The sequence below is a fragment of the Acinetobacter sp. 226 genome, assembly GCF_048147925.1.
In the GTDB taxonomy this organism is placed as follows: Bacteria; Pseudomonadota; Gammaproteobacteria; order Pseudomonadales; family Moraxellaceae; genus Acinetobacter; species Acinetobacter pecorum.
In genome coordinates this window covers 31,149-44,513 of the sequence record NZ_JAYWYX010000028.1, presented here as the reverse complement: position 1 = coordinate 44,513, position 13,365 = coordinate 31,149, and the positions used below count along the sequence as shown (strand labels likewise).

General features: G+C 41.4%; 13 protein-coding genes and 1 riboswitch. Of the genes, 7 read left to right on the top strand and 6 right to left on the bottom strand.

Translation table 11 applies throughout. The features are described 5' to 3' along the window. Positions 1–504: 504 nt before the first annotated feature. The 6 genes from VXP95_RS13060 to VXP95_RS13035 form a co-directional block, all read right to left on the bottom strand. The gene (locus VXP95_RS13060) at positions 505–1,086 is read right to left on the bottom strand and encodes a lytic transglycosylase domain-containing protein (RefSeq protein ID WP_416706356.1); all 582 of its coding nucleotides are present in this window, start codon (positions 1,084–1,086) and stop codon (positions 505–507) included. A 126-nt stretch (positions 1,087–1,212) separates the two neighbouring features. Continuing rightward, entirely contained in the window at positions 1,213–1,704 is a 492-nt protein-coding gene (locus tag VXP95_RS13055) for a GNAT family N-acetyltransferase (protein ID WP_416706352.1), read from the bottom strand. A 112-nt stretch (positions 1,705–1,816) separates the two neighbouring features. Continuing rightward, positions 1,817–3,016 carry an acyl-CoA dehydrogenase family protein gene (locus tag VXP95_RS13050; protein WP_416712178.1) on the bottom strand — a complete coding sequence of 400 codons (1,200 nt, stop codon included), beginning with the start codon at positions 3,014–3,016 and terminating at the stop codon, positions 1,817–1,819. 23 nt (positions 3,017–3,039) lie between these two features. Continuing rightward, positions 3,040–4,326, bottom strand: coding sequence for an acyl-CoA dehydrogenase family protein (locus tag VXP95_RS13045; RefSeq protein ID WP_416712181.1), 1,287 nt, complete (start codon positions 4,324–4,326; stop codon positions 3,040–3,042). 242 nt (positions 4,327–4,568) lie between these two features. Beyond that, entirely contained in the window at positions 4,569–5,945 is a 1,377-nt protein-coding gene (locus VXP95_RS13040) for an ABC1 kinase family protein (RefSeq protein WP_416712177.1), read from the bottom strand. Between the two features lie 160 nt (positions 5,946–6,105). Further along, on the bottom strand, positions 6,106–6,414 hold the full coding sequence (locus VXP95_RS13035; RefSeq protein WP_064095336.1) for a hypothetical protein: 309 nt from the start codon (positions 6,412–6,414) through the stop codon (positions 6,106–6,108). A gap of 200 nt (positions 6,415–6,614) precedes the next feature. Here VXP95_RS13035 and VXP95_RS13030 point away from each other — a divergent pair, with 200 nt between their 5' ends. The 7 genes from VXP95_RS13030 (at position 6,615) to VXP95_RS13000 (ending at position 13,262) form a co-directional block, all read left to right on the top strand. Then, the gene (locus VXP95_RS13030) at positions 6,615–7,001 is read left to right on the top strand and encodes a lysozyme inhibitor LprI family protein (RefSeq protein ID WP_064102951.1); all 387 of its coding nucleotides are present in this window, start codon (positions 6,615–6,617) and stop codon (positions 6,999–7,001) included. A gap of 204 nt (positions 7,002–7,205) precedes the next feature. Further along, positions 7,206–8,216 (top strand): 50S ribosomal protein L3 N(5)-glutamine methyltransferase, encoded by a 1,011-nt coding sequence (gene prmB / locus VXP95_RS13025; protein WP_004647103.1) that lies wholly within the window; start codon positions 7,206–7,208, stop codon positions 8,214–8,216. 12 nt (positions 8,217–8,228) lie between these two features. Beyond that, positions 8,229–9,323 carry a chorismate synthase gene (aroC, locus tag VXP95_RS13020; protein ID WP_144724904.1) on the top strand — a complete coding sequence of 365 codons (1,095 nt, stop codon included), beginning with the start codon at positions 8,229–8,231 and terminating at the stop codon, positions 9,321–9,323. A gap of 64 nt (positions 9,324–9,387) precedes the next feature. Further along, positions 9,388–9,909 carry a GNAT family N-acetyltransferase gene (locus VXP95_RS13015; protein WP_416712176.1) on the top strand — a complete coding sequence of 174 codons (522 nt, stop codon included), beginning with the start codon at positions 9,388–9,390 and terminating at the stop codon, positions 9,907–9,909. Positions 9,910–9,970: 61 nt separating this feature from the next. Beyond that, positions 9,971–10,408 carry an Imm44 family immunity protein gene (locus tag VXP95_RS13010; RefSeq protein ID WP_416712175.1) on the top strand — a complete coding sequence of 146 codons (438 nt, stop codon included), beginning with the start codon at positions 9,971–9,973 and terminating at the stop codon, positions 10,406–10,408. Between the two features lie 156 nt (positions 10,409–10,564). After that, the gene (locus tag VXP95_RS13005) at positions 10,565–11,473 is read left to right on the top strand and encodes an AEC family transporter (RefSeq protein WP_416712174.1); all 909 of its coding nucleotides are present in this window, start codon (positions 10,565–10,567) and stop codon (positions 11,471–11,473) included. Positions 11,474–11,794: 321 nt separating this feature from the next. Further along, positions 11,795–11,882, top strand: a riboswitch (glycine riboswitch). A 135-nt stretch (positions 11,883–12,017) separates the two neighbouring features. Beyond that, the gene (locus VXP95_RS13000; RefSeq protein WP_416712173.1) at positions 12,018–13,262 is read left to right on the top strand and encodes a D-amino acid dehydrogenase; all 1,245 of its coding nucleotides are present in this window, start codon (positions 12,018–12,020) and stop codon (positions 13,260–13,262) included. Positions 13,263–13,365: the final 103 nt, after the last annotated feature.

Genomic DNA, 13,365 nt, shown 5'->3' with positions numbered 1-13,365 from the left:
CCATGTGAGAGTAAGTCATCGCCAGCTCATTATTCGAAACACCCCCGGTCTAAAGGCCGGGGGTGTTTTTTTAGGCCCGGGGTTTAGTAGAAAGCTTAGTCATTTTTTAGATGTATAAAAGGTAATAAAAGGCATTGGAGCGGCTAGAGCTGCCTGAAAGGAATAATCTAAGCGGTGCAAAGAGATTGTTCCAAAGCCCGATAACATGGCTGTGAGCATGATTACGGGGCTGGTCCTAAGTCGCAATGATCTGGCTCATAAGAGTCTACCAAGCCTGCAAAGTATAGATACCACTGTTGAAATGCAGGGAAATAAAAAAACCAGCGAATCGCTGGTTTTTTACTGCTGGCTATTTTAGCTATATACATACATTGCAGTTGCGAAATAGCTTATAGATGGCTACTCAAAGTAACGAATCTAGAATCCACTATTGGAAATTAAAAAATTTTCTTAATTTACTTAAAATAGCCTAAGCATGATTATTGGACTCATATTATTAAGTAATTAAAGAGAGTTCTTTAATATTTTTTTATGTTGTTTCACTTGTTTGGCATACCGTTTACCCTGTTTGCGCATTTTGCGATTATTCTCATAACCTGACGGACCCACATTATAGTAGGCAAGAGCTTTCTTCCAGTTGCCAGATGATTGATTATACTTAGCAAGAATATAAGTACCGCACTGGATATTACTGTTCTCACTATATAAATCACCTGGACAGGTTTGTTGCCAGTATCTTGGAATTACTTGCATTAATCCTACAGCCCCTGCAGGAGAAGTCGCTTGGCTACGATAAGTAGATTCCTGACGAATCACCGCTGCTACTAGTAGGGGATCTACCCCCTGATTTTGTGCATGCTGCACAATCAAAGGAGAAACACGATTAGCTGTATCCGCAGGAGTAGAATACGCAGTTTGAATGCCTTTAGACAATTTAGCTGCACGTTTTTCTATGGAGCCTCCACCCAAGGATGAGCAGCCAGCAAAAAGAAAGGTACTCAATAAAATAGAGGAAAATTTAAAAGAATAAGAATGAAATAATGAAGATTGAGATTGAGCTGGATTGAAGAAATAAGAAAAAAACAAACTGTGGATTCCATGCCTGAATAAACCTATTTCGATGTTAGGCAGCCTATATATAAGAGTCAAGCTTAGTGCAGATAAAAGCATTATATTTCTGCACTAATCTTATAAATCTGATAAAACCCTGTCCTAAGTTGCAAGCGTTTTAAGCATCCAGATTTCACAGGCATTACTATGTCCGGTATTGCCTTTAGGCTGAGGTAGATGTTGAAAACCTAATTTTTCATAGAGATTTATTGCTTGCCATAGCGTTTTAGTTGTTTCTAAATAGACTGCCTCAATCTGATGAGCCTGTGCAAATTCAAAGGATAGTTCTAAGATTTTTTTGGCAAAACCTTGCTGACGGATCTCAGGTAAAAAGTACATTTTCTGAATTTCTAAAATGTTTGCGTCACCTTCTAAGGGAGCAATTCCACCACCGCCATACACCTGATTCCGTTCATCCACAATAACCCAGTAAGCTGCATACGGTTGGTTATAGAATTCATATAAATTATCTAGAATTGAATCACCTACTGCAAAGCCGGACTCTGCGGCAAGACCAAACTCTATAGAAACTTTACGAATGACCTTGGCAATTTGTGCATTATCTTGAGGCTGAATAGGACGAATAGAGTACATATTGAACTGATTTTATTTTAAAAAAAGATGAATTTTTATAGCCTTAAACCCTTAAAAAATCCATCGTTTAATCAATTCAGGTGATTTTAATTCACTATTTAATGAACAATCACTATTTTAATTCGCTCGATGATTTCCCTAATTCCCGTCGGGCAATAATGAGTTGCTGAATCTGTTGGGTCCCTTCAAAAATATCCAGAATCTTGGAATCACGTGCCCATTTTTCTAGAAGTTCAGTTTCGTTATAACCAATGGCTGCTGCCAGTTCAACACATTTTAGGGTGATTTCATTGCCGATCCGGCCTGCTTTGGCTTTGGCAATAGAGGCTTCACGCGAATTTGGTTTACGATTATCGGCCATCCATGCAGCTTTCAGCATGAGCAGGCGTGCGGCTTCCCATTCGGCTTCCATGCGATAGATTTGTGCTGCGATATTGGAGCTTTGCAAATAGGGTGTAGCATAAGTGGCATCTAACTGTTCCTCAAAAATCTCCTTAATTCGTTCTAGTGAAGCTTTCGCACAACCAATCGCCATTGCAGCGACTAATGGACGAGTATTATCAAAGGTTTCCATGACGCCAGCAAAACCTTTGGCGACATCAACTTCTGCATGGCCAAGCAAGTTTTTTGCGGGGACCCGGCAGTTGATAAAGCTAATGGCGGCAGTATCAGATGATTTAATCCCTAATTTATGTTCCAGCCGTTCAATTTTCATGCCCAGGGTGCCTTTGGTCACCACAAATGATTTAATTGCTGATCGTCCCAGTTTTTTATCCAAAGTTGCCCAAACAACGACTGCATCTGCCCGTTCACCGGAAGTTACGAAGATTTTTTCACCATTTAAAATATAATCAGTACCATCTTTGGTTGCAGTTGTACGGATCGCAGCAGAGTCAGAACCACAGCCTGGTTCGGTAATTGCCATGGCGGCCCAAATCCCATGAAAACGTTGGAGCTGTTCTTCATTTGCTACGGCTGCAATCGCTGAGTTACCTAAACCCTGACGTGGCATGGAGAGTAATAGTCCAGTATCGCCATAACACATTTCAATAATACTCAGGGCGGTAGACATATTAATGCCATTTTTATTACTGCTGTCTGCATCACCACGTTTATTGACTGCTGCACCGGCATTCATGCCTTCACTACCATGATTCATACCATCGACCACAGAAGCGAGCATGTCTAGCTCTACTGGATAGGCATGTTCAGCCTTGTCATATTTCCGTGAAATCGGACGCAAAAAATTGATGGCAACTTCATGTGCTTGATCAATCAAGAGTTTGAATTTTGGCGGATTTTGTAAATTCATAATTATTCTTCTTTAATTTCTGATCAGGCATGCAAGCCAGAGTGGAGAATAGCAGTGGCTCTCAGGTCTCGATACCAGCGTTCTACCGGATGTTCCTTGGTAAACCCGTGACCACCTAAAATCTGTACACCATCGGTGCCGATTTTCATGGATTTTTCTGCGCAGAGCAGACGGGCCAGATAGGCTTCACGATGAAAGCTTTGCCCCGATTCAGCCAGACTCGCAGCATTCAGGATCAGCATCTGCATCGCATCAATTTCAATGGCCATATCGGCAATCATAAAAGCGACACTCTGACGATGAGAAATCGGTTCGCCAAAGGCGATACGTTCATTGGCATATTGCACACAATATTTCTTAATGGCTTTACAGGTGCCTACTGCCATCGCACACCACATTAAATTACCCAGATCAACAAAAGCTGCATAATCAAAATCTTCATCTCCCAGACGTTGAGCCGGGGTATTTACGAATTTAAGCGTCACAGTTTCATTGGCTTTTAAGCCCATGGCCGGAGACTTCTGTACAGTCATCGTATTATGTCGTTGCACGACAAACACGTCAGCTTTGCCATGCAGGTCGGCACTGACCAGATAGATATCCGCAGTTTCTCCCAGTATTACCAAGGTTTTTTCACCGTTAATGAGATAATGATTCTGACTATGAATGGCGGTGGTTTTAAGCTGATAAGGATTAAATGCAGCCGTGGCTTCTTGCACTGCAAAGGTGGCCTTCAACTCAGGATTCTCTGCGAAAGCGCTCAGATATTCTGCCTGAATCTGCTCTGAGCCCCAGCGAGTGATCGCATTGATGACACTAAAATTCGTAAGTAAGCCAGCGGTCAGGCTGAAATCTCCTTGTGCCAAATGTTGAGCGATTAAAATATTGCTGACGATATTCTGTTCTGCTGCAACACCCCCTAAGGCTTCGGGAAGGGCATAGAGATTCAAGCCTAAATCAGTGCTGTATTGCCAGAGTTCTGGGGGAAATAATTCATGTTGATCTGCATCATGCGCTAAAGGATATAGCACCTCTTGGGCAAATTGCTGCATGGCATCACAAGTCATTTGCTGTTCTTCAGTCAAGTTCAGGTCAAATAGGGATTTGGACTGATGCGGCAGACGCTGTTTTTCAATCTTCTGGCCAGATTTTAGGATTTTCTGGGTTTGACTCAGAGTTTTGAATCCTGCTTTTGAACTTTGATAAAGTGATTTTTCTACAAATTTACGCAGCTTTAACTGGTCTAATACTTCGCTGCCTGCGATTTTGGTCAATATAGACAAGCCAAATCCCTGGGCTTTATTCACCATATTATTCATTCTGATTATCCTAAGGTGTCGTCACATTATTTTTTTTAATACTGACATGTGCTCAAGGATAAAACTATGTCGTAGGTGACAAGATTAATTGTCAGTTCACAGGTTTTTTAAGATTAATAAATTAAAATGTAAATCAATGAAAATAAGAAGAAAGATCTAAATTAAAAAAAACTTTAATGAATAAAAATTGACCCGGATGACAAAATCATCCGGGTCTTTATGATGTATTTATTTTAAGAGAGATGTTTTTTAATCATGGCACGTACATTGGTTTTGGCATCAATGACGGTCATAAAGGTATAGGCACCAATAAATTTACGGCTAATAAACATAAATTCCTTTGGCGGTACACTGAAATAACGCGACGCCATAGATCTTGAAGCCTGTTGCATGACACGGCTATGCAGTTGACTCTTTTTCCAGTCATAACGATTATGTTCGTCCATTACGCCGGCTGGCAGCTCCTGATTATTCAGTGGTGAGCTAAATGCTTCAGTAGCTAATAAGAAGACCTTGGCCATATCGGGTTTGATACTTTGTGGAATTGAATCAAAAAAATCATATCCCGTCATGGCCTTGACCATCATATCCGAGTCATGATGATAGCCTGCCTGAATCAGGTTGCGCGCAACACTGAGCAGATGCTGGTCAAACTGACGGATTGCGCCAAAGTCGAGCAGAACGATCTTGTCATGCACATCAGCGCCATTGCCGAGACGAACCAGATAGTTACCAAAGTTCGGATCGGTTTGCATCTCGCCCCATTCAAAGATTTCACGTACTGCAATTTCCAGAGAGGCTTCACCTAACAGGTTGCGGCGTTCTTGAGGCAGGGATAACATCACCGGGCTATTGATTGGCACACCACGTTCAAAGGTCATGCACAACACCCGATCAGAGCAATATTCATCAATAATCGTCGGTACGATATAGCGTGGATCATCTTTCAAACGTGCAGCAAAACGACGCGTTGTATCTGCCTCAATCTGATAGTCTACTTCACGATGCATCATCTCGCGGACTTCGTCGAACCACTGGTCAAACTCACGGGTTTGCGGCACCATACGCGTCAATTTAAGCATGTTCTTAAACAGGCTCATATCTGAATCAATGGCTTCCGCTACACCGGGGTACTGAATTTTTAAGACCAGTTCCATACCATCGGATTTTCGGGTAGCGCGATGTACCTGTGCCAAAGAGGCTGTGCCTAAAGGCTCATGATCAATGGTGAGGTCATCCAGTTTTGAACCAAGCTGTTGCTGTAATTGGGTTCTGATGGCTGGCCAAGCCAGTGCAACTGTCTGGTTATTCAGGGTATTTAAAGCCTGAGTGACTTCTTCAGGCAAAAAATGCTCTCCATAAAGTGCCATCATTTGCCCTATTTTAACAATAGAACCCTTGAGCTTACCGATTTCTGCAACCAGATAGTCAGCCTGTTCTTTCATGGCTTTTTTACGTTTCTTTTCTTTATCTTCTTCGCTCGAGAACATGGAGCTTGCACTAGAAGCCGCCCAACGTGTGCCTGCCAGCAAGGATGCCTTTGCGATCGATAAGCGTCGATCCATAGAGGAGGTTTTCAGTTGTTTAAGCTTATCGTTCTGATCTGACATGTAAACTCGATCCTTTCATCATCAGCATGAAGCAGAATAAATCATTGTAAGAGATATTAGCGTTTCTGCACGTATTAAAAAAGTTTAAGCGGCTGAATTCATAGTAAAAGCTAGGCAAGCTTTCAATTATTCACCAACCAGTATCAGTTTAGACAGGGCATTATGCCATTTGAAATTGGATTTTTAATTCAGATCGTTGCTGCAACTGTTGTTTATTTGTTTGAATATGTTGATGAATCAGACGCTGTACGCTGTCATGCATGAAGCCCAGAGAATAGCCTTTAACAATCACAATACTTGGCAAGCCAAAGAACAGATATTTGGCATCTTCCAGCGTTGCATCGGTAAATACGCCATGCTGTATCAAGGCTGACTGTAAAAATCCCTTTTCTTGCTGCACCTGACCGGATGCTTGATCATTCCAGTAATTCTGGCGCATCGCCATAAGATTATTGTGCTTATAGCTCATAGATAGAGGCTCGTTTGAAGATTGAATATGAATTATATGAGCGTCACAGGCCAATTTTCAATTGTGGAACTGTGGAATCTTTCTTTCCAAGAAATGCATAGGATTTTTGTCCGGACTACGTTAATATCAGTGGATAATTTAAACAATATTGATTGTTAAACATTTATTGGGATTGTACCGCTTTCGGTAAAGGGGATGTTATGCGTCTTGCGTGGTTTTTAGTTGCAATTTTTGTGGGTACTTCCGCTCAAACACAGGCTGCTATGGGGTATTCCAAAGAATATTCACAATGTATGAATTTCAGTTATGGAAATACTGCTAAAATTGAAAAATGCCTTAATAAAGAGCTAAAATTTCACAATAAACGCCTGAAGAAAAACTATAAAACTTATCTAAAATTAAATCCGAATCAGACTGCTGCCATCCGCAGTCAGCATGTGCTTTGGGAGCGTAAACTGACTCAGCAATGTAATTTTAGAATGTCAGGAAAATATGCCAAACAGCAACAAGGTCAATGTATGCTGGCTTTGATTATGGATCAGGCCAATCTTTATCAATCTCGCTCTTATGCATCAGCTTCCAGATAAAATGCCATAGTATTAGCATCGGCATTTAACTGAAACATTTACGAATAAAGTCAAAATTTATGCTGATAATTACTCACAAAAACAGGAATTTTATAATTTTTGAAGGCGTAGAGAATTCGTGTTTTTCATGCTTTTAGCATTATAAAAGCACGCAAAACAAGGTATCATAAGGCGTTTAAAAAAATGACCTTGGAGACGCCTTAAGTGGATCGACCGACTATTAGCCCTGAACATATGCAGGAAGCCGCTGAAAATTTAACCACCATTCGTGATTTTATTCGTTTTGGTGTGACAGCATTACGTCAATACGATGCACATTTGGGCCAAGGCACAGAAGATTATTTTGCTGAAAGTTCAGCGCTAGTGTTGCAAACCCTGTCACTAGAATGGAAAGCGGACGCTGAAATTCTAGATGCCAAATTATTGCCAAGTGAAAAAGCCGAATTTTTAAGTCTGCTGGAACGCCGTATTAATGAAAAAGTTCCAACTTCATATTTATTGAATCTGGCTTACTTTGACGGCAAACCCTACTATGTTGATGAGCGTGTGCTGATTCCACGTTCACCGATTGCTGAACTGATCCAGAACCGTTTTGCCCCATATTTCCTGGGTGAACATGGTCAAATGGGTGAGGCGGTTAATAACTTGCCGGAAAACCCGAATCCGAAGACACCACAACGTATTCTAGATATGTGTACCGGTTCAGGCTGTATCGCGATTGCCTTGGCTTATGCTTTCCCTGAAGCGGAAGTAGATGCCACCGATATTTCGAAAGAAGCATTGGAAGTTGCGCAAATCAATACTGAGCATCATGACAAGCAATATCAGATCGCATTGCTTGAATCCGACTTGTTCGAAAAAATTCCAGCCGAAAATCAGTACGATTTAATCGTATCTAATCCGCCGTATGTCGATGCGGAAGATATGGCTGATTTGCCTGAAGAATTCCATCATGAGCCTGAGCTTGCACTTGCTGCAGGTCAGGATGGTTTGGATCTGGTACGTAAAATGCTGGCTCAAGCTGCAGATTACCTGACTGAGAATGGCCTGATCGTGATCGAAGTAGGTAACTCAGAATGGGCAATGCGCCAAAATTTCAATTCGGTGGATTTCTACTGGTTACAATTCCAGAAAGGTGGCACTGGTATCTTTGCATTGACTGCAGAGCAATGCCGTACTTACCGCGATTTATTTATTCAGTCTATTCAAGCATAGGAGTCGTTTGACATGGCAGGTAATAGTATAGGACAACTGTTCCGTGTAACGACTTGTGGTGAATCTCACGGTGTTGGCCTGATGGCAATCATCGATGGGGTTCCACCCGGCATTGAGCTGACTGAAGCGGATTTGCAAAAAGATCTGGACCGTCGTAAGCCGGGTACATCGAAATTTGCAACCCAGCGTAAAGAGCCTGATGAAGTAGAAATTATTTCCGGTGTGTTTGAGGGTAAAACCACCGGTACTTCAATTGGTTTGTTAATTCGTAATACGGATCAAAAATCGAAAGACTACGGCAATATCGCACAGACATTCCGCCCGGGTCATGCCGATTATACCTATACCCAAAAGTATGGTTTCCGTGATTATCGTGGTGGCGGCCGTTCAAGTGCGCGTGAAACAGCAATGCGTGTTGCAGCGGGTGCAATTGCCAAGAAATTCCTTTTCGAAAAATTTGGCATTGAGATTCGTGGTCATGTAACCCAGATCGGCCCTGAAAAAGCAGAGAAACTGGACTGGAACGAAGTTCCAAACAATCCGTTTTTCTGTGGCGATGTGGATGCAGTACCACGTTTTGAAGCACTGGTGACGTCTTTGCGTGAGCAAGGTACCAGTTGTGGCGCTAAACTTGAGATCATTGCGTCTAAAGTACCTGTGGGTTGGGGCGAGCCAGTCTTTGATCGTCTGGATGCTGACATCGCACATGCCATGATGTCGATTAATGCCGTTAAAGGTGTTGAAATCGGTGATGGTTTTGGCGTCGCTGAACAGTTTGGTCATGAAAGCCGTGATGAACTTACTACGGACGGCTTCCTGGCGAACCATGCTGGCGGTATTCTAGGCGGTATTTCTAGCGGTCAGGACATTCGTGTTGCGATTGCCTTGAAACCGACTGCTTCAATCACTACTCCGGGTAAAACCATTAATATTGATCGTGAAGATACCGATGTGCTGACCAAAGGCCGTCATGATCCTTGCGTGGGTGTACGTGCTACGCCAATTGCAGAAGCGATGCTGGCGATTGTGCTGATGGATCACTTTATGCGTCACCGTGCACAAAATGCGGATGTAGTTGCGCCGTTCGCACCGATTGAACCAAAATAATTTGCTTTATAGAAGTGAATAAAATTAAAGTCAGACTTCGGTCTGGCTTTTTTATATTTATAAAATGAAAAATAACAATATTCGTTTAGCCCAAGCTACGGACATTCAAAGCATTGTTAAGTTGATCAATACAGCTTATCGATCAAATTTGGGTTGGACGCATGAACATGACATTGTTTCAGGTAATCGAATTAATGAGGCTCAGTTAAGTGAGCTTTTAGCACGGCCTGATGTTGAACTTTATGTCTTGGAAAATAATGATCAACTGGTGGGTTGTATTGGTTTGACACACTTCCCAGATTGTTTTGAAATCGGCAGTTTTGCTATTGACCCAGTCCGGCAAAATTCAGGTTATGGCCGAATATTGTTAGATTTCGCTGAGCAATACTCTAGAGAAAAAATACCTTTCAAAAAACTTAGAATGTCTGTTCTTAATGTTCGCATTGAATTAATCGCGTATTATGAGCGTCGTGGTTATCACCAAACCGGCAAAACAGAGAGTTATCCACTGGATGCAGATGTTGGACAGCCTTTAGTAGATTTAAATCTGGTGATTTTAGAAAAGAGTCTCGAAAAGATTTATTAAGTTATTTGAATCTATTTTTGATTCTAAGTGTGTTTAATAAGAATAATGACAGGATATATGAATGGAAGTATGGTTAAGTGCTGAACTAAGTTGTGAAGTTTTAAGAAGCGAAGAACAGTTTGATCAAGAACGTATAGCTCGTAATGCTGTTGAAAAAACAATAAATTCTAAAATTGAAAATGAATCTTATGACATTCCGTTAAGGCAATGGAATTGCATTCTCATTATTATGGGGGAAGATAGTTTTGATGAGCGGATTTATTATTCTCCTAAACGTCAGGACATGGATTTCCGCTTGAGAATAGATCCAACAAGCTTTAAGGCTACAGATGATTTGGGCCGAAAGAAACTTATTTTTAGAATGCTCTTAAGAAGTTTAGACTTATTAAAAATTAAAATTGAAAAAGTTCGTCCGAAATATGACGCAAAAGTTTTCTCAGAGTTAGAAAGGCTTAAAGTTGATGTATTAAATATTGCAAAAGAAGAAAGCTGGATTTAAACGATTTATTCATTAGTCAGATAGAGTCGCTCTTATTTATTATCCGTTTATTTTTCCATTGTTTTTTTATCCGGTAATACGAGGGTTGTTGTATGCTTGTTCCTTGACAGGCAATTAGGGTTGATTGCCACAAAACTGCATATCAAGAGTTGCTCAATGTTTCAGACTATCTTCACTGTACTGTTTCCGCTTATTGGTCTCATTAGCTTAGGATATGTATTAAAACAAAGAAAATGGCTGGAAGATGATTTTTGGCGCGGTGCAGAAAAGTTAAATTATTATGTGCTTTTTCCAGTGATGCTGTTTTTAAATCTGGCCACTGCCAAGATTCAAATGGCAGTCATTGAAGATGTGGTGCTGGTTGTATTTAGCATTATGGCTGTGGTCAGTATTGCATTGTATATTTTGCGTCATATTTACCAGATATCTTATGCGCGTTTTGGCGTGTATGTCCAAGGTTTACTACGCTTTAACACCTATATTGGCCTTGCCGCTGTCAGTGCCTTATTTCAGCAGCAGGGTATGACTATTTTCGCGGTGATCATGGTGCTGTGTATTCCTTTGGTGAATGTCTTATCGGTACTGGCATTTACCCGTAGTCACGAAATGCAGCTCACCAAAATTATTCTCGGCTTGGCTAAAAACCCATTAATTCTGGGCTGTATTATAGGCGGTTTATTTAATTTCTCTGGGTGGTCACTTTGGATTGGGTCAGAACACTTTCTTAAACAGATTGCACTGTGCAGTTTACCCTTAGGACTAATGTGTGTGGGAGCTGCCCTACAGTTTCAGGGCTTTCAGCGTGAGGGGTTGCCACTGGGTATGATGACTTTCGGGCGTCTTTTCGCAATGCCGCTCATTGCATTTTTAGTATGCAAAACTTTTCAGATTGATGCATTAACTACTCAGGTCTTGGTCCTGTTCTTTGCACTTCCTACCGCCTCAGCTTCCTATGTCTTAACCCGGGTATATGGCGGTGATAGCGAGTTAATGGCCAGTATCATCAGCGTACAAACAGTGGTCGCAGCAGGAAGCTTAATATTGGTACTTTCCTGGATGATTTAAATTCTTAAATGGATAATGAAACAGTCTACATTTTGCTCCAGATCATACCTGTTTTAAGTGATTAAAATAGCCTAAGCAAATTGTGATCTTTTGACTGGCTTTAATCATTTAACTCTTAGACTGTTACAAATCCTAGGAAAGGGCTGCGACTCAGTGACTGTAAGTAAGAAAGATATACAAATCTGCTATAGGGTTGAAGTTTTCAATTTAAATAATAAATTATTGATTAAAATAAGCAATTAAAGATTGATTCACGTGAATTAACATAAATTAAAACAGCGTATTTCTTAAAAATGGTATATAAATTGCTCATGATAATAAAACATTATTGCAGGAGAGAAATGCTTCTGCATTCGCCGAAGGAGCAAGTTCCCAGGAAACTCTCAGGCAAAAGGACTGTGATAATGGATAAAGACTCTGGAGAGAAGTGTTCAATCACTCACCGAAGGGGAAGGTGGCCGCATTGATGTGCAATGCATCTACCGAAGCTCTCAGGTACACATGACAGATGGGAAAAGACATCAATATAATCAAGGAGGTGTCTATGCGTCATGTCGTGGTGATTGGGGCTGGTATTATTGGAGTAACTACCGCTTATGAGCTTGCATTATCAGGCTATCAGGTGACCGTGGTGGATCGGCATCTATATCCGGCGATGGAAACATCCTTTGCCAATGGTGGCCAGCTTTCTGCCTGCAATGCCGAAGTATGGAACCAGAAAGCTACGGTGCTGAAAGGCATTAAATGGATGTCACAAAAAACTGCACCACTTTTGCTCAATCCCTCTTTTAGTGTGCATAAATACAGCTGGCTCATGGAGTTTTTAGGCAATATCAAACATTACGAAGCCAATACCCGAGAAACGGTACGGTTGGCGTTACTGGCCAGAGCGCGTTTGTTTGAAATTGCTCAAACAGAAGGTATTGATTTTAATCTGGAAAAACGCGGTATTTTACATTTTTATCATAACAAGACAGATTATGACGTTGCGATCAAAGTCAATGATTTGTTGTGTAGTGGGGGGCTGGAGCGAAATGCCATTTCCGATACAGAAATCAAGCAGATCGAACCTGCATTAACGGGCGATTATTACGCAGGATTTTACTGCCAGAGCGATGCCACCGGGGATATTCATAAATTTAGCACCGGGCTGGCTAAAGCCTGTATGCAAAAAGGCGTAAAATTTGAGTTTGGTCAAGATGTTTTCGCTGTTGATTATCAAGCTCAGAATATTCGGGTTAAATGCAAACCCAGTACTGAAAATGTCCACTCCTCTCCAGAGGATATTCTGGAAATTAATGCAGATGCCATTGTGGTATGTGCAGGTGTTGGCAGTTATCAGCTGGCTGAAATTCTCGGTGAGCGGGTCAATGTTTATCCAGTCAAAGGTTATTCCATAACCTTACAGTTAAATGATGAGCAGAGCCAGAACAATGCGCCCTGGGTCAGCCTGCTAGATGAAAGTGCTAAAATTGTCTTGTCACGTCTAGGCAAGGACCGTTTACGTGTTGCAGGCACCGCCGAGTTTAATGGCTATAATCGCGATATTCGCGCGGACCGGATTCAGCCGCTGATTGATTGGACCAATCGCAATTTTGACCTGTGTACCGAACATGTCGTGCCTTGGGCTGGCTTACGCCCAATGATGCCAAATATGATGCCGGTAGTACGCCGTGGCAAACATGAACGGGTATTTTACAATACCGGACATGGTCATCTGGGCTGGACTTTATCAGCGGCAACAGCAGTCATGATTGGTCAGGAAGTGGCTCAATATTATCCTGCTTGAACTGATAGCCCGCTTTCGGGCTATTTTTTAAAGATGAATTTTAAAAATCTTTAAAGGTTTATCTGAACTTTAAAATAGTGTGGTTCTTTCATAAATTATTTTT

Bases quoted from the DNA above. Each gene is read 5' to 3' on its own strand.
- VXP95_RS13055 (WP_416706352.1), bottom strand. From the start codon at position 1,704: ATGTACTCTATTCGTCCTATTCAGCCTCAAGATAATGCACAAATTGCC.
- VXP95_RS13050 (WP_416712178.1), bottom strand. From the start codon at position 3,016: ATGAATTTACAAAATCCGCCAAAATTCAAACTCTTGATTGATCAAGCA.
- VXP95_RS13045 (WP_416712181.1), bottom strand. From the start codon at position 4,326: ATGGTGAATAAAGCCCAGGGATTTGGCTTGTCTATATTGACCAAAATC.
- VXP95_RS13040 (WP_416712177.1), bottom strand. From the start codon at position 5,945: ATGTCAGATCAGAACGATAAGCTTAAACAACTGAAAACCTCCTCTATG.
- VXP95_RS13035 (WP_064095336.1), bottom strand. From the start codon at position 6,414: ATGAGCTATAAGCACAATAATCTTATGGCGATGCGCCAGAATTACTGG.
- VXP95_RS13030 (WP_064102951.1), top strand. From the start codon at position 6,615: ATGCGTCTTGCGTGGTTTTTAGTTGCAATTTTTGTGGGTACTTCCGCT.
- aroC (WP_144724904.1), top strand. From the start codon at position 8,229: ATGGCAGGTAATAGTATAGGACAACTGTTCCGTGTAACGACTTGTGGT.
- VXP95_RS13015 (WP_416712176.1), top strand. From the start codon at position 9,388: ATGAAAAATAACAATATTCGTTTAGCCCAAGCTACGGACATTCAAAGC.
- VXP95_RS13010 (WP_416712175.1), top strand. From the start codon at position 9,971: ATGGAAGTATGGTTAAGTGCTGAACTAAGTTGTGAAGTTTTAAGAAGC.
- VXP95_RS13005 (WP_416712174.1), top strand. From the start codon at position 10,565: ATGTTTCAGACTATCTTCACTGTACTGTTTCCGCTTATTGGTCTCATT.
- VXP95_RS13000 (WP_416712173.1), top strand. From the start codon at position 12,018: ATGCGTCATGTCGTGGTGATTGGGGCTGGTATTATTGGAGTAACTACC.